Source organism: Pseudomonas sp. FSL R10-0056, assembly GCF_009600105.1.
In the GTDB taxonomy this organism is placed as follows: Bacteria; Pseudomonadota; Gammaproteobacteria; order Pseudomonadales; family Pseudomonadaceae; genus Aquipseudomonas; species Aquipseudomonas bubulae.
The window spans coordinates 20,114-34,558 of the sequence record NZ_WIWL01000195.1; the positions used below are offsets into that span (position 1 = coordinate 20,114).

The window sequence follows — 14,445 nt, forward strand, 5'->3', positions numbered from 1 at the left end:
ACGGCCGGGCGTTAATAGGTCGTTGCAGCGATCAGATGCGCTTGGCTTGCTCGACGGCGTTGCCAATGTAGTTGGCCGGAGTCAGCAGCTTCAGCTCGGCTTTGGCCGCTTCCGGCATTTCAAGGCCGTCGATGAAAGTTTGCAGTGCTTCAGGGCTGATGCCCTTGCCGCGGGTCAGCTCTTTGAGCTTTTCGTACGGGTTTTCGATGTTGTAACGACGCATCACGGTCTGGATCGGCTCGGCCAGGACTTCCCAGCAGGCGTCCAGGTCAGCAGCGATTTTCTGTGCATTCAGTTCAAGCTTGCTGATGCCCTTGAGGCTGGCTTCGTACGCGATCACGCTGTGAGCAAAGCCCACGCCGAGGTTGCGCAGTACGGTGGAGTCGGTCAGGTCGCGCTGCCAGCGGGAGATTGGCAATTTGCTGGCCAGGTGCTGGAACAGGGCGTTGGCGATACCCAGGTTGCCTTCGGAGTTTTCGAAGTCGATCGGGTTGACCTTGTGCGGCATGGTCGAAGAACCGATTTCGCCGGCAATGGTGCGCTGCTTGAAGTAGCCCAGGGAGATGTAGCCCCAGATATCGCGATCGAAGTCGATCAGGATGGTGTTGAAGCGGGCGATGGCGTCGAACAGCTCGGCAATGTAGTCGTGCGGCTCGATCTGGGTGGTGTACGGGTTGAAACCCAGGCCCAGCTCGTCTTCGATAAAGGCGCGGGCGTTTTCTTCCCAGTCGATCTGCGGGTAGGCCGACAGGTGGGCGTTGTAGTTGCCCACGGCGCCGTTGATCTTGCCCAGCAACGGTACAGCAGCGACTTGAGCGATTTGACGCTCCAGACGGTAGACCACGTTGGCCAGCTCTTTGCCCAGGGTGGTCGGCGAAGCCGGTTGGCCGTGGGTGCGGGACAGCATGGGTACGTCGGCGAACTTGATCGCCAGTTCGCGGATGGCTTCTGCGGTTTGACGCATCAGCGGCAGCATCACGTCATCACGACCTTCACGCAGCATCAGGGCGTGGGACAGGTTGTTGATGTCCTCGCTGGTGCAGGCAAAGTGGATGAACTCACTGACGTTGGCCAGTTCAGGCAGCTTGGCGGCCTGTTCTTTGAGCAGGTACTCAATGGCCTTCACGTCGTGGTTGGTGGTGCGCTCGATCTCTTTGACGCGTTCGGCGTGCTCAAGAGAGAAGTTCTCGGCCAGTTCATTCAGAACGGCGTTGGCTTCGGCAGAGAAGGCCGGGACTTCAGGGATGGCAGCGTGGGCGGCCAGGCGCTGGAGCCAGCGAACTTCAACCAGAACGCGAGCACGGATCAAGCCGTATTCGCTGAAAATTGGGCGCAGGGCCTGGGTTTTGCCGGCGTAGCGGCCGTCAACAGGGGAAACCGCAGTGAGCGAAGAGAGCTTCATGGGGTGTTCTCGGACAGTCGGGCAACGAAATGGGGCGCGTATCATACATGAAAAAACGGCCGGTCCGTTGCCAAGTGACCGGCGTCATACGCGTATCGATTTTAAATTCTGTGCCTGCCGGCGTGTTTCAGTTGCCGCGCAGCATCGGGTAAAGCTCTTTGAGCAGCTTGCGTCGGCTGATGACCAGCTGCCAGCGGTGGCCGCCCAATTGGCGCCACAGCCTTGCGCAGCGGATACCGGCCAGCAGCAGGGCGCGAATTTTTGCCGCGTTGTTCGGTTGTTGCAGGTTGCGCATGTCGCCGTGTACCTGGATACGCTGGCGCAGGGTGCTCAGGGTGTCCTGGTACAACGCGCCACAGGCGGCCACCACGTTTTCATGGGCCGGGCCGAAATGCTCGACCTGGGACTGGATCTGCGGCAGGCGCTTGCCGATCAGCTCCAGCATGTCGTCCCGCTTGGCCAGTTGGCGCTCAAGGCCGAGCATCGACAGTGCGTAACGCAGGGGCTCGCGCTGCAGGGTGTTGGGATCGCGCTCAAGAGCACCGATCAGGGCACGATAGCCTTCGCGCAGGTTGATGTCGTCGCCGCCAAAGACTTCCAGGGTGTCCTTGGGGTCACGCACCAGCAGGCTGCCGAGCATGCAGCTCAGGTCGGCTTCGCTGACCTGGCCGGTCTTGGTAATTTTATCCACCAGCACTGCGGCCAGAAATACGCCGCCGAGGGCTACCAGTTGCTCCTGAGTGGCGTTCATGGGCGTTTGCCCTTACTCGACCAGGGCTCGGCCACTTCGATCACGCCGCCGCCCAGGCAGACTTCGCCGTCGTAGAACACCACGGACTGGCCGGGGGTGACCGCGCGTTGCGGGTCGTCGAAGGTGGCGCGGTAGCCGTTGGCGGTTTTTTCCAGGGTGCAGGGTTGATCGCTCTGACGATAGCGAACCTTGGCCGTCAGGCGCAGCGGGGTGCTCAGGTCGATCGGATTGACCCAGTAGATCTCGGAGGCGAGCAGGGCGCCGGAGAACAGCCACGGGTGGTCGTTGCCCTGGCCGACGATCAGCTCGTTGTGCTCCAGATCCTTGACCAGCACGTACCACGGCTCGTCGCTGGCGTCCTTGAGGCCGCCAATGCCCAGGCCCTGGCGCTGTCCGATGGTGTGGTACATCAGGCCGTGATGGCGGCCGATCACTTCACCTTCTGTGGTCTTGATCTCACCCGGCTGTGCCGGCAGGTATTGCTTGAGGAAGTCGCTGAAGCGGCGTTCGCCGATAAAGCAGATCCCGGTGGAGTCTTTTTTCTTCGCGGTGGCCAGATCGTGTTTTTCCGCAATGCGGCGCACTTCCGGTTTTTCCAGCTCGCCTACCGGGAACAGGGTGCGAGCGATCTGTTCGCCGCCGACGGCGTGCAGGAAGTAGCTCTGGTCTTTGTTCGGGTCCAGGCCCTTGAGCAGCTCGGTACGGCCGTCAATGTCGCGACGGCGCACATAGTGGCCGGTAGCAATCAGGTCGGCGCCCAGCATCAGGGCGTAGTCCAGGAAAGCCTTGAACTTGATTTCGCGGTTGCACAGGATGTCCGGGTTCGGCGTGCGACCGGCCTTGTATTCGGCCAGGAAGTGCTCGAACACGTTGTCCCAGTACTCGGCGGCAAAGTTGGCGGTGTGCAGCTTGATGCCGATTTTGTCGCACACGGCCTGGGCGTCTGCCAGATCATCCATGGCGGTGCAGTAATCCGTTCCGTCGTCTTCCTCCCAGTTCTTCATGAACAGGCCTTCCACCTGGTAGCCCTGCTCCATAAGCAGAACGGCGGAAACGGAAGAGTCGACACCGCCGGACATGCCGACGATGACGCGCTGTTTTTCGGGGGCGACTAGGGCTGGATCACGCATAAGGATTCAATGAGTGTCTTGAAAAAGGACGCGATTCTAGCAGGCCCGAGCGCTCAAGGCTAAACCGAAGGGCGGATTAACGTCAGGTCGAACAGTTTGCCGCCCAGATAATCATCGATGCACTGCAGGGTCAGCTCGCTGCGCCAGCGTTCGCGCTGTGCAAGCAGTTCGTCGCGAGTCAGCCACAGCGGGCCAATGATGCCGGTGTCCAGCTGGTAGTCGGGGTGGTGCTTGAGCGCCTTGCCGGCAAAGCAGATGCGCTGGTAGGTCACGCCGTTGCTGGGAGCGGTGTAGAGGTAAATGCCGATCACACCGGTCAGTTCGACGTCATAGCCGGTTTCTTCGAGGGTTTCGCGGATGGCGGCCTCGATCAGGCTTTCGTCGGGGTCCAGATGACCGGCCGGTTGATTGAGCACGGCGCGGTCGCGCTTGAGTTCTTCGACCATCAGGAAGCGGCCATTGTCTTCGACGACAGTGGCGACGGTGATGTGGGGTTTCCATTCCATGGGGTGGGTCTCGGTTTATAGGTGGATGCATATCCCCTGTGGGAGCGGGCTTGCTCGCGATGCAGGCGCTTCGGTCTGTGCTTTTTACGCGGTGATGCTATCGCGGGCAAGCCCGCTCCCACCGGGTTTGTGTAGGCCGTAAAAACACAAACCCCGGCGTCGTGGGCCGGGGTCTGTGGTGTTGCCTGTTGCCCTTACACCGAAGCGATGATCGCGTTCAGTGTGGCGCTAGGGCGCATTACTTTGCTTACCTTGTCGGCATCGGCGTGGTAGTAACCACCGATATCGACCGGCTTGCCCTGCACGGCGTTGAGTTCGGCAACGATTTTTGCCTCGTTCTCGGCCATGGCTTTTGCTACTGGAGCAAATTGGGCTTGCAGCTCTTTGTCTTCAGTCTGGGCAGCCAGGGCTTGTGCCCAGTACAGCGCCAGGTAGAAGTGGCTACCGCGGTTGTCGATGTTGCCGACTTTGCGCGATGGCGATTTGTTGTTGTCGAGGAACTGACCGGTAGCCTGGTCCAGGGTCTTGGCCAACACCAACGCTTTCGGGTTGTTGTAGGTTGTGCCCAGGTGCTCCAGGGAAGCCGCCAGTGCCAGGAACTCACCCAGCGAGTCCCAGCGCAGGAAGTTTTCTTCCAGCAACTGTTGAACGTGCTTCGGGGCCGAGCCGCCGGCGCCGGTTTCGAACAGGCCGCCGCCATTCATCAGCGGTACGATCGACAGCATTTTGGCGCTGGTGCCCAGTTCCATGATCGGGAACAGGTCGGTCAGGTAGTCACGCAGCACGTTGCCGGTTACCGAGATGGTATCCAGGCCAGCGCGGGTGCGCTCCAGGGTGAACTTCATGGCCTCTACCGGCGCCATGATGCGAATGTCCAGGCCGCTGGTGTCGTGATCTTTCAGGTAGGTTTCAACCTTTTTGATCATTTCGGCGTCGTGGCTACGCTTTGGATCGAGCCAGAACACGGCCGGAGTGTTGCTGGCGCGGGCACGGTTGACGGCCAGCTTGACCCAGTCGCGGATCGGCGCGTCTTTGGCCTGGCACATGCGCCAGATATCGCCTTCCTCGACGTTCTGTTCCATCAGCACGTTGCCGTTGCTGTCAGTTACCCGCACAACGCCCGGGGTCTTGATCTGGAAAGTCTTGTCGTGGGAACCGTACTCTTCGGCTTTTTGCGCCATCAGGCCAACGTTTGGCACGCTGCCCATGGTGGTCGGATCGAAGGCGCCGTGTTTCTTGCAGTCTTCGATGGTGGCCTGGTAGATGGTGGCGTAGCAGCGATCCGGGATCACGGCCTTGGTGTCTTGCAGCTGGCCTTCGGTGTTCCACATCTTGCCGGAATCACGAATCATGGCCGGCATCGAGGCGTCGACGATTACGTCGCTCGGCACGTGCAGGTTGGTGATGCCTTTGTCGGAGTTGACCATGGCCAGCGCAGGGCGGTTGGCGTACACGGCTTCGATGTCGGCTTCGATTTCAGCCTGCTTCTCGGCTGGCAGCGCCTTGATGCGGGCGTACAGGTCGCCGATACCGTTGTTCAGGTTGAAACCGATTTCTTTGAGGACGTCAGCGTGTTTTTCCAGCGCATCCTTGTAGAACTCGGCCACGATCTGACCAAACATGATCGGGTCGGAAACCTTCATCATGGTGGCTTTCAGGTGAACCGAGAACAGTACGCCCTGCTTTTTGGCGTCTTCGATTTCGGCCGCTACGAACTCGCGCAGGGCTTTTTTGCTCATGACCGAGCAATCGATGATCTCACCAGCCTGGACGGCGGTTTTTTCTTTCAGGACGGTGGTGGTGCCGTCTTGAGCGATCAGTTCGATTTTAACGCTGCCCGGTGCTTCGATCAGGGCGGCTTTTTCGCTGCCGTAGAAGTCGCCTTCGCTCATGTGAGCAACGTGGGACTTGGAGTCTGCAGCCCAGGCGCCCATTTTGTGCGGGTGCTTGCGCGCGTAGTTCTTGACCGACAGCGGTGCGCGGCGGTCGGAGTTGCCTTCGCGCAGTACCGGGTTTACGGCACTGCCCATCACTTTGCTGTAACGCGCCTTGATTTCTTTTTCAGCGTCAGTGGTGACGGTTTCCGGGTAGTCCGGGATGTTGAAGCCCTGCGCTTGCAGTTCTTTGATCGCAGCCTGCAACTGCGGGACCGAGGCGCTGATATTGGGCAGCTTGATGATGTTGGCTTCAGGGGTAACGGCCAGGGCGCCCAGTTCGGCGAGGTGGTCTGCTACAGCCTTGTCACCCAATTGCTCGGGGAAGCTTGAGAGGATGCGGCCAGCCAGAGAGATGTCGCGCGTTTCAACGGCGATATCGGCGCTGGCGGTAAACGCCTCGATGATAGGCAGCAGTGAATAGGTGGCGAGCGCCGGAGCTTCGTCGGTGAAGGTATAGATGATCTTCGAACGGTTGGGCATTTCGGATTAACTCTCTTCTTTGCTGAGCGTGCTCAGATACTCGAGATGCGCAGGGTAGGCGCTTTCGTTCACAGTGAACAATGAGCCGAAAGTCGAGGTTCTTCGCGGTGATGTGAATGCATCAGTAGAGCGTCAAGCGGTCGGGCCGGGGTAACGGCCCAGCCTTTCTAGGCCTGAAAGACTCATTCCAGCATGTGTTTGCAGGTGACTCCATGGTCACCGGCGCAGTATACATAGGTCACCAAGGTTGCTGCGAGGGGGGCGGCCTAACACGAATCATCCATTGGTCTAAGTCCCTGCGGCAAAATGCCCTGATTTTTCGCGGTTTGCCCCGTGATTACGGGGTTTTTCGGCAACCTAAATTTTTCCTCGTGATGGCACGGGCATAAAAAAACCGGCCGATTCGCATGATCGAATCGGCCGGTTTCTTGGGCAGCGGGTCAGACCGGGAGGCTGGTCACCTCTTGCGCGGTCGCTGAAGCGCTGGCTGGAACTTGAGCGTTGGTGATTGCAACAGCATGCAGGCCCTTGGGGCCCTGGATTATTTCGAAGCTCACGGGTTGGCCTGCCTTGAGCGTCTTGTAACCGTCCATCTGGATTGCCGAAAAATGCGCAAAAAAGTCGATCGGGTTTCCGTGTTCATCGATGCCTTCCTTGGCCTGCGTATTAATGAAGCCGAAGCCTTTGGCGTTGTTGAACCACTTGACCTTGCCTTGCATACTCATATCCCTCTGCTGCAAACAACTCCATCACTGGAGTATCATCCAGTCAACTCGCACAGAAACCAGTAAAAGTGGTTGACTGCGCGGACCATTTTTCCCCACTGTGGGTACTATATGGTTGTAACACCGTTTTACCGATAGTCAAGGTCACGCGGCGGCGGTGTTGAAATTTGACACCTTTGCCTCCATCACTGTAGTTGCACAACCAACGACGAACCTTTCTTTCCATGCATGCAATCAGCCAGACTCGACTAACATTTAATCAGGATCACCCCGATTTTGATGACGAAGACTCCGCTGGCTTGGCTGTGCAAGAGGCTAAGCCTGCGCTTCAGGCGCCGCCGATGTACAAGGTGGTTTTGTTTAATGATGACTACACGCCAATGGATTTCGTTGTAGAGATCCTTGAGGTGTTTTTTAACTTGAATCGCGAATTGGCGACCAAGGTCATGCTGGCCGTCCATACAGAAGGACGGGCTGTGTGCGGCATCTATACCCGCGACATTGCCGAGACCAAGGCAGCGCAGGTAAATCAGTACGCACGTGAAAGCCAGCATCCGCTACTCTGTGAAATCGAGAAGGACGGTTAACGCCGACCACTTGGGTATGAGGTGAAGCCATGTTAAATCGCGAGCTCGAAGTCACCCTCAATCTTGCCTTCAAGGAAGCCCGCTCCAAACGTCATGAATTCATGACGGTTGAGCACCTCCTTTTAGCGCTTCTGGATAATGAGGCGGCCGCAACCGTTCTACGCGCCTGTGGCGCAAACCTCGAAAAACTCAAGCATGACCTGCAAGAGTTTATTGATTCCACAACCCCCCTGATCCCCGTCCATGACGAAGACCGCGAAACGCAGCCAACCCTGGGTTTTCAGCGGGTCTTGCAGCGTGCCGTGTTCCACGTGCAGAGCTCTGGCAAGCGTGAAGTCACCGGCGCCAATGTGCTGGTAGCCATCTTCAGCGAACAGGAAAGCCAGGCCGTATTCCTGCTCAAGCAACAGAGCGTGGCGCGCATCGATGTGGTCAACTTTATTGCCCACGGCATCTCCAAGGTGCCCGGGCATGGCGAGCACAGCGACAGCGATCATGAGATGCAGGATGAAGAGGGCGGCGAATCGTCGTCTTCCAGCAATCCTCTGGACGCTTATGCCAGTAACCTGAATGAACTGGCCCGCCAGGGCCGGATCGATCCGCTGGTGGGTCGGGAAATGGAAGTTGAGCGTGTCGCCCAGATCCTGGCGCGTCGGCGCAAAAACAACCCGTTGCTGGTGGGTGAGGCAGGCGTGGGTAAAACCGCGATTGCCGAGGGTCTGGCCAAGCGCATCGTCGATAACCAGGTGCCTGACCTGCTGGCTAACAGCATCGTCTACTCCCTGGATCTCGGCGCCTTGCTGGCAGGTACCAAGTACCGTGGCGATTTCGAGAAGCGCTTCAAGGCGCTGCTGGGCGAGCTGAAGAAACGCCCGCAAGCGATCCTCTTTATCGACGAAATCCATACGATCATCGGTGCCGGTGCGGCTTCGGGCGGGGTGATGGATGCGTCCAACCTGCTCAAGCCGCTGCTGTCTTCGGGTGACATTCGCTGCATCGGTTCCACCACGTTCCAGGAATTTCGCGGGATCTTCGAAAAAGACCGCGCCCTGGCGCGCCGTTTCCAGAAAGTCGACGTATCCGAACCTTCGGTTGAAGATACCATCAGCATTCTGCGCGGGCTTAAAGGTCGTTTCGAGCAGCACCATGGCATCGAGTACAGCGATGAAGCCCTGCGCGCAGCGGCGGAGCTGGCCTCGCGCTATATCAATGACCGGCACATGCCCGACAAGGCCATTGACGTGATCGACGAGGCGGGTGCCTTCCAGCGTCTGCAACCGGTTGAAAGCCGGGTTAAACGCATTGAAGTCGCGCAGGTTGAAGATATCGTGGCGAAAATCGCCCGTATTCCGCCTAAACACGTCTCGGTCTCGGACAAGGAGCTGTTGCGCAACCTTGAGCGCGACCTGCGCCTGACCGTGTTCGGCCAGGATGCGGCGATCGATTCGTTGTCCACGGCAATCAAGTTGTCCCGTGCGGGGCTCAAGTCGCCGGACAAACCGGTCGGTTCGTTCCTGTTCGCAGGCCCCACCGGTGTCGGTAAAACCGAGGCAGCACGCCAGTTGGCCAAAGCTTTGGGTATCGAGCTGATTCGCTTCGACATGTCCGAGTACATGGAGCGCCACACCGTATCGCGTCTGATCGGTGCGCCTCCGGGCTATGTCGGTTTCGATCAGGGCGGTTTGCTGACCGAGGCCATCACCAAGCAACCTCACTGCGTACTGCTGCTCGATGAAATCGAGAAGGCGCACCCTGAAGTCTTCAACCTGCTGCTGCAGGTCATGGACCACGGCACGCTGACCGACAACAACGGGCGCAAGGCGGACTTCCGCAACGTGATCGTCATCATGACCACCAACGCGGGTGCCGAAACCGCCTCTCGGGCTTCGATGGGCTTTGCCCATCAGGATCATGCTTCCGATGCCATGGAAGCGATCAAGAAGAGCTTCACCCCCGAGTTCCGTAACCGTCTGGACACCATTATCCAGTTTGGTCGCCTCAGCCATGAGGTTATCAAGCATGTGGTGGACAAGTTCCTTACCGAACTGCAGGCGCAGCTGGAAGACAAGCACGTGCAGCTCGAGGTGTCGGATGCAGCGCGTGGCTGGCTTGCAGCGGGTGGTTATGACGCGCTGATGGGGGCACGGCCGATGGCCCGTTTGATCCAGGACAAGATCAAGCGTCCGTTGGCTGAGGAGATTCTCTTTGGTGAACTGGCCGATCATGGCGGTGTGGTACACATCGACCTGGAAAACGGCGAGTTGACCTTCGAGTTTGAAACCGCAGTCGAAATGGCTTGATGTAACACCCTAGTCATAAAAGGCGCCTTCGGGCCAGTGACGATCAGTTGGGCGGGATGCAAAATCCCTGTGGGAGCGGGCTTGCTCGCGATTGGAACAGCGCGGTTTGATAGTTGAACCGCGTCGTCTGGATCGCGGGAAAGCCCGCTCCCACAATGCCCATGACTGGTTTGCATTGGTGCTTGGGCGCCTTTTTGCTGTCTGCGATCAAGCGGCCTGGGCCGACGCGGTATTGCGCTCCAGTACCGTATAGCCGAGTGCGGCAATATGATGATGGACGCGTCGGTAGTCGCGCAGCACCCGCTGGAAGATATCCCCGGATTCGGCCCAGGCCTTCTTGTCGTTCTGCAGCTTGCGAAAGTGCTCGCGGCTGGCGCTGGCTTCCAGCTTGCGCACGGTCTCCTTGTGGCCGATCAGAGCCTTGGCAGCGCTCACGTCCTCACGCAAAAACGCGGTAATGGCCAGGTTCAGGCTGTCCAGCAGGGCCAGGTGCATGGCCTGGATCTGGATCAGTTCGAATGAGGAAAAGCGTTCGCCACGGCGTGTGCGGCGAACAGCCAGTTGCGCGAGGTTGCCGAGGATGTCGCCGGCGTGCTCAAGGTTGATCACGAACATCAGCACTTCCTGGGCGCGATCGGCATCGTCATCGCTCAGGCCATCCTGGCCAATGTCTGCAAGATAGGCGCGGATCGCGGCACTTAGCAGGTCGATGGAGTGATCCAGTTGGCGCACCTTGTCCGCTGTGTCCGGATCGGGTTTCTCGAACAGCTGCAACACCTGGTTGAGCATCAGCGAGGTCATGTCCGCCAGGCGCAGGGCTTCGCGTACGGCATTGGACAGGCCGATATTGGCCACTTCAAGCCCGGCCTCGTCCAGGTATTGCGGCATGCCGGGGTCTGCCGGTGGCTCCTGCTGGGGAAACAGGTAAGTCAGCAGGCGTGCGCAAGGTTCGGTCAGGCCGATGAACACCACGGCCAGCAGCAGATTGAACGCGGTATGCAGGTAAACCACCCAATGTGCCAGGCCGATATCGCTGCGAGCCAGCAAGTTGGCTATCAGCGGCAGGCAGGGCAGCAGCGCCAGGGAGCCCAGCAGGCGCGCCAGCAAGTTGCCCATAGGCAGGCGTCGCGCCACTGGCGAACTGGCGCTCATCACGGAGGGCAAGGCGCCGCCGATATTGGCGCCGAGCATCAAGGCGATGGCGGTGGCGGGCGTCATCAGGCCAGCACCTGCCAGCGAGGCGATCAACAGCACCACCGCGACGCTGGAGTGGCAGATCCAGGTCAGCAGCACGGCAGCGACCACCGCGATGATCACATCGCCTTCCAGGCTTTGCATGATGGCGCGAAACACCGAGGTGGCTTCCATATGGCCCAGAGTGGCGCTGAGCAAGCCCAGGGCCAGCAGCATCAGGCCCAGGCCTATCAGTGCGCAGCCGACGCTTTCAAACCGCGAATCATCACGCAGGCGAAAGACGATATAACCTGTCAGCAAAATCACCGGCATTGCCAGCGAGGTATCAAAACTCAGCAGTTGTACCACCAGGGTCGAGCCGATATTGGCCCCCAGCATCACGGCCAGGGCGGGCGCCAGGCCCAGGGTGCCGGCTGCGGTAAAGGACGTGGCCATAAGGCTGACCGCCGTACTGCTTTGCAGTCCGCCGGTAATGCCGATGCCGCTGATCAGTGCCATCCAGCGGTTATTCAGATTGCGCCCCATCCAGTTGCGCAGTTGGGTGCCAAACCCGCGCAGCAGGGCCGTGGAAATCATATGGGTGCCCCACAGCAAAAGTGCGATGGCGCCCGCGAGGTTGAGTAACAGAGTGGTTCCCGACATGAGGAATCTCCACAGAACACGCATTCATTTTTTGCGCGCGGGCTGGCGCGGTGTGGCGCCGGCCCGCGTTGTTTCAACTCAGTACCACTGCTTGAAACGGCGGATGTAGATCGTTTTCATCAGTTGCGCGACACAGCAATAGCTGAACAGGGTGGCCACCAGCCAAGGGAAGTACGACAGCGGCAGTGGTTCCAGGCCCACCATGGTGCCCAGGGGCGAGAACGGTACGTAGATACCCAGCACGATCACGATGAGGGTCATCATGATCACCGGCCATGCTGCAGTGCTCTGGAAGAACGGAATCTTGCGCGTGCGCAGCATGTGCACCACCAGGGTTTGTGACAGCAGTCCCTCGATAAACCAGCCGGACTGGAACAGGGTCTGCATTTCCACGCTGTTGGCCGAGAACACGTACCACATCAGGGCGAAGGTAGTGATGTCGAAGATCGACGACGTTGGCCCGATCCAGATCATGAAGCGGCCGATGTTCTTGGCGTCCCACTTGCGCGGTTTTTGCAGGTATTCCCTGTCCATCTTGTCCCACGGCAAGGCCAGCTGGGAGATGTCGTACATCAGGTTTTGCAGTAGCAGGTGGATCGACAGCATTGGCAGAAAAGGGATGAAGGCGCTGGCTACCAATACCGAGAACACGTTGCCGAAGTTCGAACTGGCGGTCATGTTCAGGTACTTCATGATATTGCCGAAGGTCTCGCGCCCCTTGAGTACGCCTTCTTCGAGCACCATCAGGCTCTTTTCCAGGAGGATGATGTCAGCCGACTCCTTGGCTATATCCGTACCGCTGTCCACCGAAATGCCTACGTCGGCATCGCGCAGGGCTGGCGCGTCATTGATACCGTCACCGAGAAAACCGACGGTATGGCCATTGGCTTGCAGCGCTTTCAGCACCCGGGATTTTTGCAGTGGGGTGAGCTTGGCAAACACCGTGCGCTGCTCAACCTCCAGTTGCAGTGCGGCGTCGTCCATTGTTTCAATTTGTGGCCCAAGCAGCGGTGTGCCTGGCTCCAGGCCCACCTGGCGGCAGATTTTGCCGGTGACTACAGCGTTGTCGCCGGTCAGCACCTTGATCGCTACGCCGATTTCTTGCAGGGCTGCAATCGCCGGCCCGGCAGTTTCCTTTGGTGGATCGAGGAAGGTGAGCATGCCGCGGATGACCAGGTCGCGCTCGTCTGCGGTGTTGTACTGCTTGTGCGCCTGTGCCTTGGGGATTTCGCGGGTGGCGACCAGCAGTACGCGGAAGCCGTCCTCGTTGTACTCGTTGGCCAGGGCCAGCAGTTGCTCGCGGCGTGTGGGGTCCAGAACCACGCGGGTGTCGCCTTCCATGACATGGGTGGCGATGCCGAGCATTTCTTCGACTGCGCCCTTGCACACCAGCAGGTGGTCGCCACGGTTGTCCTTGACGATGATCGACAGGCGCCGCCGTACGAAGTCAAAGGGCAGTTCATCGACCTTGCTGTAGTTGTGCGGCGCGTTGAATTTTGGGTCCTGCAGGGCAAACTGCACCACGGCCTGATCCATCAAGTTGCGGATGCCGCTTTGGTGATGGCTGTTGAGCCAGGCCAGGGCCAGTACCGACTCATCGCGCTGGCCACTGGCGTCGATGTGATGCTCGAGGATGATGTGATCCTGGGTCAGGGTGCCGGTTTTGTCGGTGCACAGCACGTCCATCGAGCCCAGGTTCTGGATGGCATTGAGGCGTTTGACCACCACCTTGCGTTTGGCCATGGCGGTTGCGCCCTTGGCCAGGTTGGCGCTGACAATCATTGGCAGCATTTCCGGGGTCAGGCCCACGGCAACTGCCAGGGCAAACAGGAAGGCATCGCCCCAGTCGCCCTTGGAGAAACCATTGAGGAAAAACACAATGGGCACCATAACCAGCATAAAGCGGATCAACAGCCAGCTGACGCTGTTGACTCCGCGATCGAACGCGGTTTGCGTGCGCGAGCCGACGATGGCCTTGGCCAGCGAGCCAAAGTAGGTGCGCGGGCCGGTGGCCACGACTACGGCGCGAGCAGTGCCACTGACCACGTTGGTGCCCATAAAGCAGATATTGGGCAGATCCAGCAGGTTGCTCTGGTCGGCGGCGGTGCTGGAGGCGGACTTTTGTGTCACATCGCCCAGGGTGTCGTACTTCTCCACCGGCAAGGCTTCGCCGGTGAGCACGGCCTGGCTGATAAACAGATCGCGGGACTCGATCAGGCGAATATCCGCCGGGATCATGTCGCCGGCCGACAGCTGCACGATATCGCCGGCAACCAGTTCGCGCATCGGTACTTCGTGCACCGAGGTGCGGGTACCGCTGTTGTCGCGCCGCACCACGGTCGCGGTGGTGCGGACCATGGCCTTGAGGGCTTCGGCGGACTTGGCCGAGCGGTGCTCCTGCCAGAACCGCAGCAGGCTGCTGAGGCCAACCATCAGGCCAATGATGATGACTTTGGTCAGGTCGCCTTCTTCGCCATCGCGTTCTGGCAGCCAGTAGTCAGTGACAAAGCTGATCACACCCAGGGTCAGCAGCACATAGATAAAAGGGTTATGCAGGGCCAGCAGAAACTGCACCAGTGCGTGAGGCGGCTTGTCGTGAGCCACTTCGTTGTAGCCATCGCTTTGCAGGCGTTCAGTGGCTTCCTGCTCGGTCAGGCCTGCGGTAGTGGCGCGTACATTGGCCAGGGTGGCTGAAAGGCCGTTTTGTGCTTCCCTAGGGAATCTCCGAACAAGCCTTCAGTTATGCGAGAATCCCCGTAACACCTGATCCGAGCCGCCCATGAGCCAGATG

9 protein-coding genes and 1 pseudogene are annotated in these 14,445 nt (G+C 59.3%); 2 read left to right on the plus strand and 8 right to left on the minus strand.

What is annotated here, in order from left to right; translation table 11 throughout:
* Window positions 1–31: 31 nt before the first annotated feature.
* The 6 genes from purB to GHO42_RS17420 form a co-directional block, all read right to left on the minus strand.
* Complete coding sequence (gene purB / locus GHO42_RS17395) at window positions 32–1,402, minus strand: adenylosuccinate lyase (RefSeq protein ID WP_016780205.1); 1,371 nt, start codon at window positions 1,400–1,402, stop codon at window positions 32–34.
* 127 nt (window positions 1,403–1,529) lie between these two features.
* Window positions 1,530–2,153 carry a high frequency lysogenization protein HflD gene (gene hflD, locus GHO42_RS17400; RefSeq protein WP_153328323.1) on the minus strand — a complete coding sequence of 208 codons (624 nt, stop codon included), beginning with the start codon at window positions 2,151–2,153 and terminating at the stop codon, window positions 1,530–1,532.
* A complete protein-coding gene (gene mnmA / locus GHO42_RS17405; protein ID WP_095003296.1) occupies window positions 2,150–3,283 on the minus strand; it encodes a tRNA 2-thiouridine(34) synthase MnmA in 1,134 nt (377 codons plus the stop codon). The genes hflD and mnmA overlap by 4 nt, the downstream gene beginning before the upstream one ends.
* Window positions 3,284–3,342: 59 nt before the next feature.
* Entirely contained in the window at window positions 3,343–3,789 is a 447-nt protein-coding gene (locus GHO42_RS17410) for an NUDIX hydrolase (RefSeq protein WP_095003295.1), read from the minus strand.
* A gap of 194 nt (window positions 3,790–3,983) precedes the next feature.
* Window positions 3,984–6,206, minus strand: coding sequence for an NADP-dependent isocitrate dehydrogenase (locus tag GHO42_RS17415; protein WP_095003294.1), 2,223 nt, complete (start codon window positions 6,204–6,206; stop codon window positions 3,984–3,986).
* A gap of 440 nt (window positions 6,207–6,646) precedes the next feature.
* Entirely contained in the window at window positions 6,647–6,925 is a 279-nt protein-coding gene (locus GHO42_RS17420) for a cold shock domain-containing protein (RefSeq protein ID WP_095003305.1), read from the minus strand.
* 230 nt (window positions 6,926–7,155) lie between these two features.
* Between GHO42_RS17420 and clpS the strand changes: the two genes are divergently transcribed.
* Both clpS and clpA read left to right on the plus strand, forming a co-directional pair.
* Window positions 7,156–7,518, plus strand: a complete 363-nt coding sequence (clpS, locus tag GHO42_RS17425) for an ATP-dependent Clp protease adapter ClpS (RefSeq protein WP_016780211.1) — start codon at window positions 7,156–7,158, stop codon at window positions 7,516–7,518.
* A gap of 29 nt (window positions 7,519–7,547) precedes the next feature.
* On the plus strand, window positions 7,548–9,818 hold the full coding sequence (gene clpA, locus GHO42_RS17430; protein ID WP_095003293.1) for an ATP-dependent Clp protease ATP-binding subunit ClpA: 2,271 nt from the start codon (window positions 7,548–7,550) through the stop codon (window positions 9,816–9,818).
* Window positions 9,819–10,025: 207 nt separating this feature from the next.
* Here clpA and GHO42_RS17435 read toward each other — a convergent pair whose 3' ends face one another.
* Window positions 10,026–11,654 carry a Na/Pi cotransporter family protein gene (locus GHO42_RS17435; protein ID WP_153328321.1) on the minus strand — a complete coding sequence of 543 codons (1,629 nt, stop codon included), beginning with the start codon at window positions 11,652–11,654 and terminating at the stop codon, window positions 10,026–10,028.
* Between the two features lie 78 nt (window positions 11,655–11,732).
* Window positions 11,733–14,390: pseudogene (mgtA, locus tag GHO42_RS17440) on the minus strand (magnesium-translocating P-type ATPase); the annotation flags it as partial.
* Window positions 14,391–14,445 lie beyond the last annotated feature (55 nt).

Excerpts from the sequence above, each read along its gene's own strand:
- GHO42_RS17435 (WP_153328321.1), bottom strand. The coding sequence starts at position 11,654 with ATGTCGGGAACCACTCTGTTACTCAACCTCGCGGGCGCCATCGCACTT.
- hflD (WP_153328323.1), bottom strand. The coding sequence starts at position 2,153 with ATGAACGCCACTCAGGAGCAACTGGTAGCCCTCGGCGGCGTATTTCTG.
- GHO42_RS17410 (WP_095003295.1), bottom strand. The coding sequence starts at position 3,789 with ATGGAATGGAAACCCCACATCACCGTCGCCACTGTCGTCGAAGACAAT.
- clpS (WP_016780211.1), top strand. The coding sequence starts at position 7,156 with ATGCATGCAATCAGCCAGACTCGACTAACATTTAATCAGGATCACCCC.
- GHO42_RS17420 (WP_095003305.1), bottom strand. The coding sequence starts at position 6,925 with ATGCAAGGCAAGGTCAAGTGGTTCAACAACGCCAAAGGCTTCGGCTTC.
- GHO42_RS17415 (WP_095003294.1), bottom strand. The coding sequence starts at position 6,206 with ATGCCCAACCGTTCGAAGATCATCTATACCTTCACCGACGAAGCTCCG.
- purB (WP_016780205.1), bottom strand. The coding sequence starts at position 1,402 with ATGAAGCTCTCTTCGCTCACTGCGGTTTCCCCTGTTGACGGCCGCTAC.
- clpA (WP_095003293.1), top strand. The coding sequence starts at position 7,548 with ATGTTAAATCGCGAGCTCGAAGTCACCCTCAATCTTGCCTTCAAGGAA.
- mnmA (WP_095003296.1), bottom strand. The coding sequence starts at position 3,283 with ATGCGTGATCCAGCCCTAGTCGCCCCCGAAAAACAGCGCGTCATCGTC.